Source organism: Bradyrhizobium sp. CCBAU 45394 (genome assembly GCF_028128655.1).
GTDB classification, from domain to species: Bacteria; Pseudomonadota; Alphaproteobacteria; order Rhizobiales; family Xanthobacteraceae; genus Bradyrhizobium; species Bradyrhizobium diazoefficiens.
On record NZ_LBIX01000004.1, the window covers coordinates 61922 to 77615 of the forward strand.

The 15694-nt window shown below is 61.0% G+C and carries 15 protein-coding genes and 1 pseudogene; 8 read left to right on the forward strand and 8 right to left on the reverse strand.

The genetic code is table 11. The features are described from left to right. Positions 1-488: 488 nt before the first annotated feature. The gene (locus tag WN73_RS01115) at positions 489-1361 is read left to right on the forward strand and encodes an acyl-CoA acyltransferase (RefSeq protein ID WP_271551119.1); all 873 of its coding nucleotides are present in this window, start codon (positions 489-491) and stop codon (positions 1359-1361) included. A 37-nt stretch (positions 1362-1398) separates the two neighbouring features. Here WN73_RS01115 and WN73_RS01120 read toward each other — a convergent pair whose 3' ends face one another. From WN73_RS01120 to WN73_RS01140, 5 genes are read right to left on the reverse strand one after another with little or no spacing between them, the layout of a single operon-like run. Then, positions 1399-2763, reverse strand: a complete 1365-nt coding sequence (locus WN73_RS01120; protein ID WP_271551121.1) for a cytochrome P450 — start codon at positions 2761-2763, stop codon at positions 1399-1401. Continuing rightward, a complete protein-coding gene (metA, locus tag WN73_RS01125) occupies positions 2760-3908 on the reverse strand; it encodes a homoserine O-succinyltransferase MetA (RefSeq protein ID WP_271551123.1) in 1149 nt (382 codons plus the stop codon). The genes WN73_RS01120 and metA overlap by 4 nt, the downstream gene beginning before the upstream one ends. A gap of 26 nt (positions 3909-3934) precedes the next feature. Next, positions 3935-5209, reverse strand: coding sequence for an O-acetylhomoserine aminocarboxypropyltransferase/cysteine synthase family protein (locus tag WN73_RS01130; RefSeq protein WP_011089021.1), 1275 nt, complete (start codon positions 5207-5209; stop codon positions 3935-3937). A gap of 32 nt (positions 5210-5241) precedes the next feature. Further along, entirely contained in the window at positions 5242-6246 is a 1005-nt protein-coding gene (locus WN73_RS01135; protein WP_271551126.1) for an amino acid--[acyl-carrier-protein] ligase, read from the reverse strand. Between the two features lie 26 nt (positions 6247-6272). Further along, positions 6273-7499: an acyl-CoA dehydrogenase family protein gene (locus WN73_RS01140; RefSeq protein ID WP_271551128.1), complete on the reverse strand. Its 1227-nt coding sequence runs from the start codon at positions 7497-7499 to the stop codon at positions 6273-6275. Between the two features lie 243 nt (positions 7500-7742). Here WN73_RS01140 and WN73_RS01145 point away from each other — a divergent pair, with 243 nt between their 5' ends. From WN73_RS01145 to WN73_RS01170, 6 genes and pseudogenes are all read left to right on the forward strand, one after another. Beyond that, positions 7743-8012: a phosphopantetheine-binding protein gene (locus WN73_RS01145; RefSeq protein WP_038966761.1), complete on the forward strand. Its 270-nt coding sequence runs from the start codon at positions 7743-7745 to the stop codon at positions 8010-8012. Continuing rightward, positions 8009-9892, forward strand: coding sequence for a long-chain-acyl-CoA synthetase (locus WN73_RS01150; protein WP_161533872.1), 1884 nt, complete (start codon positions 8009-8011; stop codon positions 9890-9892). The genes WN73_RS01145 and WN73_RS01150 overlap by 4 nt, the downstream gene beginning before the upstream one ends. 34 nt (positions 9893-9926) lie before the next feature. Next, positions 9927-10172 (forward strand): acyl carrier protein, encoded by a 246-nt coding sequence (locus WN73_RS01155; protein WP_038966762.1) that lies wholly within the window; start codon positions 9927-9929, stop codon positions 10170-10172. Next, positions 10159-11544: an AMP-binding protein gene (locus WN73_RS01160; protein WP_271551133.1), complete on the forward strand. Its 1386-nt coding sequence runs from the start codon at positions 10159-10161 to the stop codon at positions 11542-11544. The genes WN73_RS01155 and WN73_RS01160 overlap by 14 nt, the downstream gene beginning before the upstream one ends. Beyond that, entirely contained in the window at positions 11537-11653 is a 117-nt protein-coding gene (locus WN73_RS01165; protein ID WP_271551135.1) for an SDR family NAD(P)-dependent oxidoreductase, read from the forward strand. Before WN73_RS01160 ends, WN73_RS01165 begins: the two co-directional genes overlap by 8 nt. Beyond that, a pseudogene (locus WN73_RS01170) lies at positions 11640-11771 on the forward strand (SDR family NAD(P)-dependent oxidoreductase); the annotation flags it as partial. The gene WN73_RS01165 and the pseudogene WN73_RS01170, both read left to right, overlap by 14 nt. Before the next feature lie 67 nt (positions 11772-11838). Here the strand turns inward: WN73_RS01170 and WN73_RS01175 are convergent. From WN73_RS01175 to WN73_RS01185, 3 genes are all read right to left on the reverse strand, one after another. After that, a complete protein-coding gene (locus WN73_RS01175) occupies positions 11839-12099 on the reverse strand; it encodes a hypothetical protein (protein WP_161533867.1) in 261 nt (86 codons plus the stop codon). Positions 12100-12417: 318 nt separating this feature from the next. Beyond that, positions 12418-12543, reverse strand: a complete 126-nt coding sequence (locus WN73_RS01180; protein ID WP_271551138.1) for a hypothetical protein — start codon at positions 12541-12543, stop codon at positions 12418-12420. Between the two features lie 248 nt (positions 12544-12791). Further along, complete coding sequence (locus WN73_RS01185; RefSeq protein ID WP_271551140.1) at positions 12792-13478, reverse strand: LuxR C-terminal-related transcriptional regulator; 687 nt, start codon at positions 13476-13478, stop codon at positions 12792-12794. A 731-nt stretch (positions 13479-14209) separates the two neighbouring features. Here WN73_RS01185 and WN73_RS01190 point away from each other — a divergent pair. Continuing rightward, the gene (locus WN73_RS01190; protein ID WP_271551142.1) at positions 14210-15109 is read left to right on the forward strand and encodes a LuxR C-terminal-related transcriptional regulator; all 900 of its coding nucleotides are present in this window, start codon (positions 14210-14212) and stop codon (positions 15107-15109) included. Positions 15110-15694 lie beyond the last annotated feature (585 nt).

The window sequence follows — 15694 nt, forward strand, 5'->3', positions numbered from 1 at the left end:
CTGCCTGGTCGGGAGCGTAAAGGTGGACGTCGGAAAGTCCACGCTTTCCAGCGGGGTACCTCCGAAGTGGAGCTACTTACCCGAGCCGTGGTCAGGTAAGTTTGCAGCTGACCTTGTGGCACGCAGTGGTGGTTCGCTCGGTCGAGAGATGGTCAATGGCTCGTTCTACCGAAAGACAGTACGTCAATGATGCGAGGGCCGTAGTCGGCTACGGAGATACGAAGGATTTGGCCTACAACGATTTGCTGGAGAAACTCAAAGCGCATGAAAGCGAGATTAGATGTGCTCGCTCAAATGAAGGCGAACTTCTTCGACCCTTTTTGTTTCCCCCGGCCGGCGTCAATTTCCGCATCTACTGGCGAAAGAGTACTGGCAAGATTCGTTGGCAGTGCTCGTGGGGCCCTGGCGTATTGGAATTCGAGTGCGCCTGTGCTCCCGAGTGCGAAAATTGAGATCACGGTCGCATGGGGTTGAGAGGTTGGTAGGCGTTGTCCTGCATCAAAATCCGTCTCATAACTGATGCCGACATCCCGGCGGCCATAGACCTGCTGACCGGCGGATATGGGTCAGGGCGCCCTCGCAGTTTCTGGGAGGATATTTTCTCCTGCTTGAGTCACCGACTACTGCCCGCAGAAGAATTGCCACGCTACGGATATGTGATCGACAGTGACGGCGAGCTTGTTGGTATCTTGCTCTTGATATTCTCGACAGTTTGGGAAAATGGCAAAGCCAAGATCCGTTGCAACGGGTTAGGCTTGTATGTTGATCCGGCATTTAGAATGTGCGCGCCACAGCTCATAAAAAAGGCCTCCGATTTCAAGGAGGCCACGGTGCTCAACCTGACGCCGGCGAAAAATACGTTTCGCATGATAGAAGCCTTGAGCTACGTCAGATATTGCGGTGGACTCTTTGCCTCAATTCCCTTGCTCGGTCGAGCTAGCAAGGAGGCGCCTGCAAGGGTCGTCGATGTGCACACCAAGCTTGATGTTCGATTGGATCCACACGATCGCGACCTGCTGCTCGAGCACGCAGATTGCGGATGCATCAGTCTGTGGTGCGTTACACCTCAAGATGCTTATCCTTTTGTATTTCGAATCCGGCAATTCAGCAGGGTTCCATGCGCGCAACTTGTCTATTGCCGCGGTGTGGACGACTTCGTACGCTTTGCGCGGCCGATAGGCTCATTTCTTGCCCGGCATACCTGGCATGTCGTGGTATTGCTCGACGCGAACGGACCAATTGACGGACTGGTCGGCAAATACTTCCCAGGGAAGGCCAATAGATATTTCCGCGGATCGGATCGGCCGCGGTTGGGAGATTTGGCTTATACAGAGATAGCGCTCTTCGACATCGGCCCCTGAGGCTTGCACCCTTCCCGGCGGCCGCGAGGCGCCGGGTTCACGCCCCTCCCCCGGAACTCATCGCTCGCGTCTCTGGTCCCCGCCGGCGGGTTTCATAACTATTCGCCGAAGTTCTGATCTCCGGGGTCATGACGAAATCATGCTTGCTGCGCAAGTTCACGGCAGCCTCCAGCTCGGGAGGCTTTTCTTCATCGTAGCCCAGCCGCAGCTGCCTGGCGATCATCACCAGGTGAATCTGCATTTCGAGGCGCGCAAAGATTTCACCGATGCAGTTCCTCGGCCCTACGGAAAACGGGAGCATCGTCGGCGGATGTCGTTCCTGCAAGAAATCGGGACCGAAGCGATCCGGACGGAAACTATCCGCTGCTTCCCAGAGCTTGCGGTGTCGCTGGATGTGGTAAGTGGAAATATATACTTCAGTTCCGGCAGGCACGAAATAGTCGCCAAGGTAATCGTCCTTCAGCGCCCTGCGCGTCATCAGCCAGCCGGGCGGATACAGGCGTAGCGCCTCCTCGATAATGCGCCGCGTGTAGCTAAACCTCCCGAGATCATTGAGGTCAGGAAGCTCGCTCGCAGGCACATTGTCGAGCTCCCTCCATAATTTTTCCTCGACCTCCGGGTGCTGAGAGAGCAAGTACCAGATCCAATTCAGGGTGGAAGCCGTCGTTTCGTGTCCGGCGACAATCAGGGTCATCGTTTCGTTGACCAATTGGCGGTCTGGCATTATTTGGCCACTGTCCCGGTCGCGCGCTTCCATAAGCATGCCGAGCATGTCGGCGGATCTGATGTTCTTCTTCCTCCTTTCGGCGGCAACCCGGCTCACGATTTCTCCCAAAGACCTGAACTCTTTCGCAAACTCGAGGTTGCGCGCAGACTCGTCGGTCAGAATACTGAAATGCGGGCGCACGTATTCGTAGTCGGCTCCGAAGATTGCGCTGAGAACCGACTCCGCGACCATGCGGCTGATGTCGCGAGTGGCATTGACGCTCTTCTTCTCCCGAGCTGCCTGCTTCCATCTTTCAAGCAACGCCACATTGGCCGCTGTAATGACGTGACTGAACGCTCCGATCGCGTTGTGGCGGAAAGCAGGCTGGATCATCCGCCGCTGATGTTTCCAGAACTCTCCCTCGCTCACCATAAGGCCATTACCGAGGAGCCAGGCAATGCGCTTGATCGCCAGGCCTTTCTTGTAGTTCTGCCAATTCTTGCGAAGGACGTGCTCCGCGTACTCCGGAGTACTGATCACATACACGTCGGAACCGTAGACAGACGCCCTATAGATGTTGCCGTATCGTTTGAAGCATTTGCTCATCCAGCTCAGGAGATCTTGAGTTGGGCTGCAGGGCTCGTCCGGCCCTGGTGGATAAAGGTGCGCCGTTCTCGTACCTGTTTCGGACATCATACTCGTGTCCCTGACTTTGAGCCCGGCGCGTGGGGACCCCCGGATCGGACGGCGACCAACCGGTGTCGACTTTGACGGGCCGAAATTCCGGAATGCGGCCTCGTTCGGCACGTCCCGTTGGAGTGCAACGCTTTTGAGCGTTCGGCTCGCTGCGACGCCAGGTAAAGCAGCCAGTTGCGGTAGATGCGTCTGGCCGGAAGTTGCCAGCCGTTTTGCAGATCCCTTGCCAGCTGATTGGCAGGGAAATCATCGAAAAACTCCGGACGTCTGTCCAAAAGGGCCGTTCGCCGATAGGCGCCCAGGATCTCTTCTGCCTCCTCGTCCAGATAACCCGTCGGTATCGTCGGACAAACTTCGTTCTCGCCCCGGAGGAAACGGCCCATGTCCCTTCTGTATTCGCCCAGCAGGGTCTGCGTTTCGTATTCCGGGTGGCCCTGGAAATGGACGAAAAGGCTCTTCTTCTGTTGCTTGACGAAGCAATCGACACCTGCCTCCGCCGACCAGGTGAGAATGGAATATCCGCAGCTCTCGAGAGTTTCATCCTGCACCTCGTTCCAGCGGGCGTGCGGCATTCTGAAATTCGCAGGAACATCGTGCATCAACGGATGATTTCTCGTCTTCGTTTGAGTGAAGACACCGATGCATTTGGTAGGCAGCTTGTGGCGCGTAACGCCGTCCAGGTGCAGGACGGCCCCATGGACGGCCAGACAGGAAAACACCGACGACACCGTATTCTCCCGGGCCCAGTCCGCGATCTCGGCGAAGGTGGTCCAGTACGGCTCGTCCGTCAGACTGGCGGCTCTGGGTTCGGCGCCGGTCACGATCACGCCGTCGAGGCGTCTGTTCAGCAGATCGTCGGTGCCACGGTAGTATCGACGAACGTAATCGCGCCCCCATTCCGAACGGGGGGTCGCTTCCATCGTATAGAAATGCAGCCTGACGCAAAGTCGTCCGGCAGCCGCAGCCAGCAAGTCGAACAGCTGGCGCTCGGTCGACATCAAGGCCGCATCCGACATGTTGTTGATGAGCCCGATGTCGAGGCACTCCGCCCGGTTTCCCGGTGACGCCATCGCGCGGGCGCCGTTGCCGGGCGCTCTCGATAAGAGGTGGTGCTCGTCCGAGTCTACGTCGATCAAGACAGTCATGCGAGTGCCTTCATGGTTGACGAACGTCAATTCGCGGCGCAGAGGGCCTGATCGAGATCCGCGACGATGTCGTCGATGTGCTCAATTCCGACGCTCAGCCTGATCATCTCGGGCCGTACGCCGGCTTTGTCCTGTTCTTCGGCCGACATTTGCCGGTGCGTTGTCGATGCGGGGTGGCAGGCGAGCGTTTTCGCGTCGCCAATATTGACCAGCCGCTTGCAGAGCTTCAGCGCGTCGTAGAACCGCTTGCCCGCCTCGAAGCCTCCAGCCACGCCAAAAGTCAGCAGTGAACACGCCCGGCCACCCAGATACTTCTGCGTCAGCACGAAATAGGGGCTGTCGTGAAAGCCGGCATAGTTCACCCACTCGACACGGCGGTTATTGCGCAAGAACTGCGCGACCTTTGCGCCATTCTCGACGTGCCGCTCGATCCGGAGCGCGACGGTCTCGATGCCCTGGAGCAGCAGGAAAGCGTTCATCGGCGCCAGGACGGCGCCGGTGGTCCTCTGGGAGACGGCGCGGCAACGCGCAATGTAGGCGGCGGCGCCGTAGCGCTCGGTAAAGACCAGCCCGTGGTAGGATTTCTCCGGCTCGTTCATCATCGGGAAGCGCCGGCGATGCTCCGCCCACGGGAACCTGCCGCCGTCGACGATAATTCCACCAAGCGTCGTGCCATGCCCGCCCATGAATTTCGTCAGCGACTCCACGACGATGTCTGCGCCGTATTCGATCGGCCTGAGCAGGATCGGTGTCGGCACCGTGTTGTCGACGATGAGCGGGACGCCGTGCCTGTGCGCGGCATCGGCCATCGCCTGGATGTCGCAGACATTTCCGGCCGGATTCCCGACGCTCTCGCAGAACACCGCCCGTGTATCGTCGTCGATCAGCCTTTCGACGCTTTCCGGCCGGTCGTCGTCCGAAAAACGGACCGCAATGCCCTGCCTCGGCAGGATGTGCGCGAACAGCGTATGCGTGGTGCCATAGAGCTGCGGAACCGAGACGACGTTGGAGCCCATCTCCGCGAGGTTCACGACCGCATAGTTCACCGCGGCCTGACCGCAGGCCACGCTAAGTGCCTCGATGCCTCCTTCCAGGGCGGCGACGCGCTTCTCCAGCACGGCGTTGGTCGGATTGCCGATCCGGGTGTAGCGGAAGCCGTCCACTTCAAGGTTGAACAGCGCGGCTCCATGATCCGCACTGTCGAATGCATACGAGGCCGTCTGGTAGATCGGCACGGCAACGGCTTTCGTTGCCGGATCGCTTTCGAAGCCGCCGTGAACGGCGAGAGTCTCTCTCCTCATGGAGGCGCTCCCTTCCGCTCTCCGATCCCGGGCTAGCTCCCGGCTTCCCTGGCGCATCGGTACTCCTCGAATGCTGACGGTGCCCCGCGGTCGGTCTGCGCCAGGCCAAGCAGGTCCCGCACTGCGATCGGCCACAGCGCGACGTCTTTGCCGTGGGTATGGAACATGGCGACGGCGAGACGGTCCATTCCGAAGGCTACGCAGGCAGTGTGGGCCGGCTCGCCGGCCGCATCGACGATGCCCCAGGTGGTGCCGAAATGATCGCGGTGGTAGTTGAAGCTCATGCAGGCGGTCGGTCGCTCCTCGGAGCGCAGAGGCACCAGCAGTTCGAACTTAAGCGACAGCTGCTTTTGGCTCACCGCCATCATCTGCCCGACCCGGCCAAAGAACGGGTCGTTGGCATGGTCGATCCTGAAGGTCAGCCCGAGATCTCGGGCGATCTTCTGTGCGCGTATGATCCAGCGCTCCCGGAACGCCGAGACGTGATCGGCGCTCCCGATGCAGACGAATTCGCGCATCCTGAAGGACTGCAGCCGGTCGAGATGGCGCGAAGGTTCGCGACGGAAACAGTCGGCGGCCACGTCGAAGCTCCAGCCGGCTGCCGGCACGGGCCCACGGCTCGCGGCGATCGGATAGAGCGGATAGCAGGCTGCCGGCGACAGCACGAGATCGGCTGGCGATAGCGATTCGGTCCAGTCGCCGCCGGCATCGAAGCGGCTGATCGCCGCGTCGATCTCGCTTTCTATGCCGTGCAGGCCACAGACGCAGCCGAGAAGATTGGGAAAGCTCTTCAGATAGCCCGACCTCTCAAGCTGGGCGCGGTTCATGACGGGCGGGAAGCGCATCACCTCGGTGTTCGGCTCGCGATTGCGCGAGATCACCGCCGCAATTCGCTCCACAACGTCTTCATAGAGTGCGGTGCGGCCATAGACGCCGGGAGAGCCCATCTCGTGGAACAGCGCATCCGCAAGATGGTCCAGCGGATCGGCCGGAGGCGGAGTGGAGTCAGCCGGTGCTTCGACAATGGCCAGGTTCATTAGGCCGTTTCCTTTTCAGAAGGAGATCAATCGCACAAAGAGCCCGGAACGGTGCTCATCAGCGTGGCGGTACCCATGCTGGAGAGGATGCGATCGTTATTGATCATGATCGGAGCGGAAAGCACGTCACGCAGGTGGCGACCGATACTGACGTCGGTGTCGTTGCGGTATCCGGACAGGCCGCAGGCGCGCATCGCGTGCATGACGGTCGCAACCGCGAGCTCCGAGGCCTCCACCTTGAGAAGATTGATCGAGGACTGGAAGTCGACGGACGAAAGCGCGCGCACGTCCCGTTCGCGAGCTCCATAGAGCTGGAGATTTGCGGCGATGACGGCGCGTAATTTCGTCAGGGTCATTTTGGCGGCGGTGAAGTGCGCCGCGCCGGGAGGCATGTTGCCGCCCGATCCGCGGGCGGCCTTGCGAATGAAGAGCTGCGCCCGGTCCACCGCCGCAGCCGCGATCCCCGCCCAGACTGAGGACCAGCACAGGTGGGCGACGGGCGTCATCGTCTGCGCATGGATCTTTTCGTATGCTACGGGGAATATCTGGTCCGCAGCGCCCCTGAAATTCAACTTGAAGCCGGCGCTGCAGGTCCCGCGCATGCCGAGCGTTTCCCACCCGAGAGTGGGCTCCAGCGTGTAGTCGTCACGGGTGATGGCGAGTAACACCTGATCGGATCCGGCGGCGGAGTCCGAGCGGCGGGCGACGGTGATGATGCCGTCCGCCTCGGCGCCGTACGAAATCACGGTCGCGTCGCGCACCAGCGAAATCTCGGTGCCGGCGCTCTCCACTGCGGCCGAGCTGAAGCGTATGTTTCCGCCGTTCTGGCCTTCCGTGGTCGACGACGCCAGCAGCATCTGCTCGGCAGCCACGCGGCGCATGAGGCTCTCATGCCAACCACTGCCCGCGCCGTGGCGAACCAGGCACGCGACCTTGGTCTGATGCATCGCGAAGATCATCCCGACCGAAGCGCAGGCGCGGCCGAGCGCGTAACACATATCGGCCACCTCGGAGATAGGCGCACCGTCTCCGCCGAACTCGACCGGAATCTGGGCGCCCAGAAGTCCCTCCTTGCGCGCCGCGTCGATCGCCTTCCGCGGGAATCGCGCCTCGCGATCGACCGCCTCGGCCTCCGCCGCGGCGACCTGCGCGACATTTGCCGTTCGCTGCTGGAACGAGGAGCCGTCGGGAGAGAATGCTATTCGGCCAATTTCCGTGGCGACGTTGCGGAACTGAACTTCCTGCACAGTCATGGGCCCGAGCCTCCCGTTTCATGGTTGTCATGATTGGACAATGCGAGCCAGATCGAGATGAATGCCGCTCAAAATCGACAAGTAGCTCACTTCCCCTGCCGCGTCGCTGGCGCAGAAGTGGGTGTCAAGGAGCTTCCACTCCCGGGCGAGGTACCTCCGAAGCAGAGCTATTGACCGAAGGAACAGTTGGGTATCGTCGCCCCGAATGTGATCACGCCTGGCCACGGCAGGAGACCGGCTGAAATGCACAACACTGCCATCAACGTTCAGAACCGTGTTCTGTCGGTCGTCAGGAGCGTCCTCCAGCAGAACGCGATCAGCGCCGATGTCCACCCGGAGTCGCGACTCGTGGATATCGGACTCAGCTCGATGGGGATGGTCGAGTTGATGCTCAAGGTCGAAGCCGAGTTCGATCTCATCCTTCCCCAGTTCGAGATCACGCCCGAGAATTTTCGATCGGTAAAGGCAATGGAGCGGATGATCCTCAACCAGCTGGGATCCGGGTCGGGATGAAGCCAGTTGAACAGAGGTTCTGCTTCGACAACCAGGCGAGCCGCAATGAACGGGTGCGCGCGCACCCCGAGCCAGCTCAGCCGCAGGCGACCAGACGAGACGCCCCGCGGCGCAGACGGTCCGCCGCCAAGACCTGGCTGCAAGCCATCGCACTCACCGCACGGCTCGAAGCCCAGCCGCATCGGTTGTTCGCCGACATCGTGGAGGATTGGGCACAGCGTCAGCCCGGGCGGCCCGCGTTGCTCTCGGATGGCCAATCCTTCACCTATGGCGAACTCGCTGCCCGGATCAACCGGTATGCGCGCTGGGCGCGGGACGTCGGCCTCCAAGCCGGCCGCACCGTCTGCGTGCTGATGCCGAACCGGCCGGACTACCTCGCCTGCTGGCTCGGCATCAGCAGCGTCGGCGGGACGGTGGCACTGATCAACACCAGGCTGGTCGGCCAGTCGCTCGCCCACTGTATCGACGTCGCTCATGCCGATCACCTCATCCTCGCTGCCGATTGCGTGGATGCGTTCGAGAGCTCACGTCCGCACCTGCACCGCGAGCCGCAATGTTGGAGCCTCGGCACCGGCGATCCAAGCGGCGATCTGGATGCGGCGCTCGCCGCATTCGAGCCACGTCCGCTGTCCTCCGCCGAACGCGGCGACGTCACGATCGACGAACGCGCGCTCCTCATCTACACCTCGGGCACCACGGGCCTACCGAAGGCGGCGAACGTCAGTCATCGTCGCATTCTCGCTTGGGGCGGATGGTTCTCCGGACTGACGGACGCGTCCATCGAGGATCGTCTCTACGATTGCCTGCCGCTGTATCACTCCGTGGGCGGCGTCGCCGCTCCCTGCAGCATGCTCTGCGCGGGCGGTTCGGTCGCGATTGCGGAGAAGTTTTCCGCTGGCAGCTTCTGGGACGACATCGAACGTTTCGACTGCACCGTCTTCCAGTATATTGGTGAGCTTTGCCGCTATTTGCTGAAGGCGCCAGCGTCTGAACAAGAGGCGCGACACCGGCTGCGGCTGGCGGTCGGTAACGGATTGCGCGGCGACATCTGGGAGACGTTCGCCAACCGGTTCGCGATTCCGCAGATTCTCGAATTCTATGCCGCAACCGAAGGCAATTTCTCGCTGTTTAATGTCGATGGAAAACCGGGCGCGATCGGCCGGGTCCCGCCGGTTCTGGCGCATCGCTTTCCCGCCTCGATCGTCAAGATCGATGCCGACAGCGGCAGCCCGGTCCGGAGCGCTGCGGGGCTCTGCATCGCCTGCGCACCTGGCGAGATCGGCGAGGCTGTCGGACGTATCGGTGGCGGCGATCGCGACGGCCGGCCTTTCGAGGGCTACACGGATCCCGAGGAGACCAAGAAAAAGGTTCTGCACGACGTCTTCGCTGTGGGCGATGCCTGGTTCCGCACCGGTGATCTGATGTTGCGCGATGCGCAGGGCTACTTGCACTTCATCGACCGCGTCGGCGACACCTTCCGCTGGAAGGGCGAGAACGTCGCGACCAGCGAAGTGAACGACGCAATCAGGGACTGCCCCGGCGTTCTCGACGCCTCGACCTATGGAGTTGCGGTGTCCGGGGCCGATGGCCGCGCCGGCATGGCGGCCTTGGTGGTGGACCGAGATTTCGATCTCGGGATATTCAACGAACACCTTTCGCATCGGCTGCCGCCTTATGCAGTTCCAGCCTTCGTCAGGCTGTGCCCGGCGCTCGAGACGACCGACACCTTTAAGCAGCAAAAGCAGCGGCTGATCCGCGAGGGATTCGATCCTTCGCTGGTGGACGATCCGCTGTTCCTGCGTGATCCGGCGACCGGCGGCTATCGTTCGATCGACCGGGCCGTCTACGCGCGCGTCGTTGAGGGCGAAATCAGGCTCTGACATCGGCTCGGAAAGCCGAAATGTGAGGTGTACCATGTCGGTCAAATCGAAGATTTTCTCCGCGATGGAGCAGATCGCCGAAGAACAGAAGGTCACGCTTCCGCCGCTCGAGGACGATCTGTCACTGAACGAAACCGGGTTCGATTCGCTGGCATTCGCCATCCTGGTTGCGCGGCTGGAGGACGAGCTCGGTATCGATCCGTTCACTGTCGCCGAGGACGCAGCCTTCCCGTCTACCCTCGGTGAGTTCGTCAGGGCCTACGAGAATGTCCCCGCCTGACATCATTGCGTTGCGCCAATATCTCGGCGCGGGGCCGAAGGACCGCACGATTTCCGATGCCCGGCACAGTGTATCGCTGACCGACATGATCGAGCACAGCTGCCTGACCGGCGGGTCCTTCGAATTATCCGGCCGCTCGGTGCTGCTTGCGACGTCGAGACAGCTGCTGTCCGCGCTTGCAATGATCGAGCTCGACGGCGTCGCCCGCCGCATCCTTCTAGGCCCGCCCGACCTCGATTGGGATCGCCTGCAGGTCCTGCTCGATCAGGCCGGGATCGACACCATCGTCACCGATCAGCCGCTACACCGATGCAGTGCTGGCAAGCGCGCTATTATCGGCGTCGACCTGCCCGAACGGAAGGCCGTGGGACGGAAGGTCGACCATGCGACCGAATGGTTGATGCTGACCTCGGGGACGTCGGGGCTGCCGAAGATCGTTCGACATACGCTCGATGGACTCGCCGGCGCGATTATCGCCGACGGGCCCGCGCGCTACCGGAACGCAACCTGGGCGACGTTCTACGACATTCGCCGCTATGGCGGCCTGCAAATTTTCCTGCGGGCCGTGATCGGCGGCGGATCGATGGTGCTTTCGGAGCCCGGGGAAGCCATTGCCGTGCATGTGGCGCGGCTGCGCGCGGGCGGCGTCACCCACGTCTCCGGAACGCCGTCGCACTGGCGCAAGCTCCTGATGAGCGGCGCGTCCGCCAATTTCGCGCCGCACTATGTCCGCCTGTCGGGCGAAATCGCGGACCAGGCAGTGCTGGACGGCTTGGCCAGAGCATTTCCACATGCGTCAATCGGACACGCCTATGCCTCGACCGAGGCGGGCGTCGGTTTCAGCGTGGACGATGGGCGCGAGGGTTTTCCTGCCCACCTGATCGGGCAGAATCACGCCGGCGTCGAGATGAAGGTGGTCGACGGCTCACTGCGGATCCGTTCCCGGCGTACGGCGCGCGCCTATGTCGGCACCGATGCACCGCCACTCGCCGACACCGAGGGCTTCGTCGATACCGGCGATATGGTCGAGCTGCGCGGCGAACGATACCACTTCGTGGGCCGTCGAGGCGGCGTTATCAACATCGGCGGGCTGAAGGTGCATCCGGAGGAGGTGGAAGCAGTGATCAACCGGCACGCGTCAGTCCAGATGTCGCGTGCGCGGTCGCGCAGGAGCCCGATCACCGGCGCCATTGTGGTCGCCGACGTCATCCTCACCAACGGCACTGATGGGGACCGCCATGAGACGATCCGCGCGGAGATCCTCAGCCAGTGCAAGGACTGCCTGGCAGTATGGAAGGTGCCCGCGGTGATCCGCTTCGTCGAGCGGCTCGACGTCACGGCAGCGGGGAAACTGGCACGCACCGATGCGTAACGTCATCGTCACCGGCGGCAGTCGCGGGATCGGCCTTGCCATTGCGCGCAGGCTCGCCGCGTCCGGCGGATACAATGTGATCGCCGTCGCGCGCCGCGAGAGCGAGTAGCTTGCGGCGCCTGCCTGAAGCCGACGACGTCGCTTCCATGGTCGAATATCTTCTCGGCGAAGGCGGCCGGAACATCACCGGCACCGTGGTGACGGTCGACGCCGGCAACACTGCCTGAGCGCCGACAATCGGGCATCCGCCGTCGAGGGCGACATCTCCTCTGAAGTCGAGCTTGCCTGGACGCGTCATTCCGGCGATAGCCCCTTCAGATACTCGAGCATCGTGTTGCAGGCTTTCTCCGCCTCCGCGAAGGTTGAAAACGCCGAACCGCCAATCTTGATCGCGCCGTTACCCCGATAGAGCGGCCGCCACGACGCCACATAGCCGGCACGACCATGAAAGCCGGCACCAGCAGGGGTCTCATACGTGATCACAAAGGAAAAGCCGTCGCCGGCCGCACTCCAGATTTCCATGTCCTCGACGGCACGGTGAAACAGAAGGGACATCAAGATGCGTCCGCGCACTCGCTTTCGGCTCAACCACAGAACTCCGGTCCTGACAGCAGGCCGTCAGGAGGGAACGACCCTGACCACTGGGGGGGCAGGAAGGAGGGCCAGGGCCGTCGCTCCGGATGTGCCGAGATCCAATCGGCACATCTCTGCGATCATGTCTGAAGTCGTTCGTTATAGCCCGCGACTACGTTTTACCTGACAGCGGACAAACTGCGATCGACCCAGAGCCGCAGATGACGACTAAAATACACGTCCCGCCCGATGCCTTGGCTGCGATTCTGGATCAGGCGCGAAGCCTGAGGGACTACCCCATTAGGCTTCCCGGACATCGACCTCGCCAATCAAGCGGCGCTTGAAATCAGTCTTCAGCCCCCACTTGTTCCAGCCGATCGACTGCTTTGCGGGGGTGGGGCGCCGCCATGACAGACGCACTTTCATCACCGGCCGCCAAGGAGACGGATGATGGGCCGGGTGGTCGCTATCGATCTTGGCCTGGGACCGGCTCAGTGGCCGTCGATGTTACGGATAGCCCGCCGCACGCGCGACTGAACCAGGGTCTCCGGCAAGAAAGCCGGCGTCGGGCGGGCTCACGAGGATCTCTCCGGCCGGGTCGCTGCATCCAATGGAGGCCACCTGCCCACTGCAGTGGGAGCGACGACCGGGAATGCTGGTGCGTGACGAGCCTCTCAGCGCTCCCCACTTGTCGATCCGGGATGCGGCGCCTTCTCCCGCGGGGCAGTCGCGCGATCATGTTGCGAGATGGCGAGGGCCGCGAGCACCGTCCGATTGCTGATTTCAAGTTTTTGAAAGATGTTGTGAAGGTGCACCTTGATCGTGCCGTCGGTCGTGTTCAACCGCCGCCCGATTTCCTTGTTCGACAATCCTTCGGAGACCAGACGCATGATCTGACGCTCGCGTTCCGTCAGCGCTGTCAGCCCGCTCTCCGAATTCGTGCCCTGCTCGCGCGACGCGATCGACTCGGATGGGGTCGATGGCAGCACGTTGTGACCATTGGCGATGTGCCGCAACGACTCCACCAGAGCCTCGGTATCGGTATCTCTCAGGATGATGCTACAGGTCACGGGCGTGGCCGAGAACACCAGTTCGCAATCTTCACTCGCGACGAAGAACACCAAATGCGTCGAACGATTTTCTGAATTGACGGTCGAAAGAATTTTCGCGGCGGCGAGCCCGGGCATTGCGGGATCGACAATCGCCATATCGGGCGCCAGGCGCCGGATCGCTTCTATGCAGCTGGCGGCGTCGTTACAAGATGCAACGATATTGAAATCGGCTACGGCACCGAGCACCTTGCTCAGCCCTTCCAAGACCACCGGATGCCGGTCTGCAATGACTACACTGATACGTCGCATTGGGCGCTCCTCAGCGGATCGTCCCCTAAACATAAACCCCGCGCACCTGCTGCTGTTTCCACCACTATCGATAGAATCACCATAAATTTCTCTTAATACAAGCAGGATCGATATCGCATCGCAAGCTAGGATTAACAGGCGCGCGGCACTGCTCGCTTCCCGACTCTCACTCGGGCTGGAATGCCCGTAAGAATCCGGTGATCAGACTGCGGCGGACCAGCCTCTGTGGTTATCCAGTCCGGATAACAGCGTAAGTGCACACTCCGACATCTCCTCAATGTTCATATGCGCAGGGCCGTTAACTCGCTCACAAAATGCGTTCACGCAGAGATAGTATCGACGAACAAAGACCATCGAAAAGTCCTTCAATGTTGAGTGAGCATCTCGATCTAATTCACGCAGAGGATGCGCCAGACGGTATTTTTGGGCACCGTAACCGCACGGGTATACGCAGACCCACCTCTATAACCAACGATATATAGGGCGATCCGAAATTCGCATCTAACATTCATAAAAGCTTAAGCAAGATGGATGGCTCGAAATTCACCAACGAGACTAGGCAAAGAACGGAGGTCCATGATCGAGGTAGCTCAATATATCTAGAGACCACAAGCCGACGGAGAACGACCAACCGAACAACAAGGGCTCGTTCTTACGTCGAGGACCAAGAAAATAATTGAGTTCAACCGCCCATCGCTGTTGTGTCATTGCGTAGTAGGCTGGAGGGTAAAATGAGGAGGCGGCAGTCTTGCGAGACCGTTCTTATTGGAAAGAACGTTTTGATTAGAGAAGGCATTGCTAGAATCCTGCACACGGCAAATTTTCACATCCCGGTATCGGCGTCGAGCCCCGAGGAACTGCCGAGCACACTTCAAGCAGAAAAACTGATGTTCCTCATCGTCCATACCGGCGATGGCTTCAATGTCGCGATAGAACAAATCGGATTTGTGAAGGATCGGTATCCGGACGCGCGCATCGCGATCGTGTCCGACAATTATCGGCCGGTCGATCTTGCCTCCGCATTTCGAGCAGGGGCCAACGGATACTTCGTGAACGTCAATTCGTGCGACGCATTCATCAAATCCGTCGAGCTCGTGATTATGGGCGAGACCGTCTTCCCGCCTGCATTCCTGTCATTCGCCCTTGATGCCGGTCGCGATCACGAGCCTGAAACGGCGGAGCCCGGCAGACGACAGGCCATCCTCGCCGCTGCAGACGACGCGATCTTGCCGCAGCTCTCTCCGCGAGAAAAGGCAATTCTATCCTGCCTTATCGAAGGCGACTCCAACAAGTGCGTTGCCAGAAAAATCAATATCGCCGAGGCGACCGTGAAGGTTCACGTCAAGGCGATCCTGCGCAAGATCAGGGTCCAGAACCGGACACAGGCGGCGATCTGGGGCATGAACCATGAGTCGCTGGTGCGACCGGCAAACGATCGCGCCCCCTCAACCGTCGATGCGGGCAGAGGGATCACGAAGCCCATCGAGATGATCTCTGAAATGGAGCAGCTCAACGAGCCGGCTCCATTGGTTCCCCACTCTAACCACGTTGTGGTATCCCGTATCGACGGCCTGGTCCGCAAGGGTGTGGGCCGAGGGGCTCTCGCGGCGGCTGCTCGGCTCTGCAAGTAGGTTCAGGGCCCCGGAAACGATTGCCGTCGCGCGAGTGATCCGAGCGCGAAGGAAGTAAGCTGCGACACTTTCGCTGAGTCCCGACGCCCGGACGCCTTAGCAGGGTGCTCCTTGCTGTCCTTGCGTGACTGGCACGCGAGATCGCAGCGGGTCTTGACGGGTGGACGACGCGCAACGCGCAGGCTGCGGGACATTTCTTACCGCTCCCGCAGCCATTCCTGCTTGTACCGCGCCAGCGGCGAGAGAAGGTCGCTGATGATCGTGCGCGCGCCGATCTTGATCTCGACCGTCACCGCCAGGACTGTTCTGGTACTGCAGGGCAACCTCGACGGCGTCACCCGGTCGCAACTCGGTATCTTCGCCTGCGAAAATCCGTTCCGGTCCCTTCTTGCATTTTTCCGATGATGGCAATCTCAGCTTGGCTCGCGGCTCCTCGTACGAGTTGTGATCGCACCATGCGGTGTACCGAAGCTTCTCGCCGACGCTCTGCAGCTTTCGCGAATTTGGTCGAGCTTCACGCTGGTCTCTTGCAGCTCACGGAGATCGAGCCTCCGCTGGTCGTCGAGCTTTGCCAGCTTTCTGGTG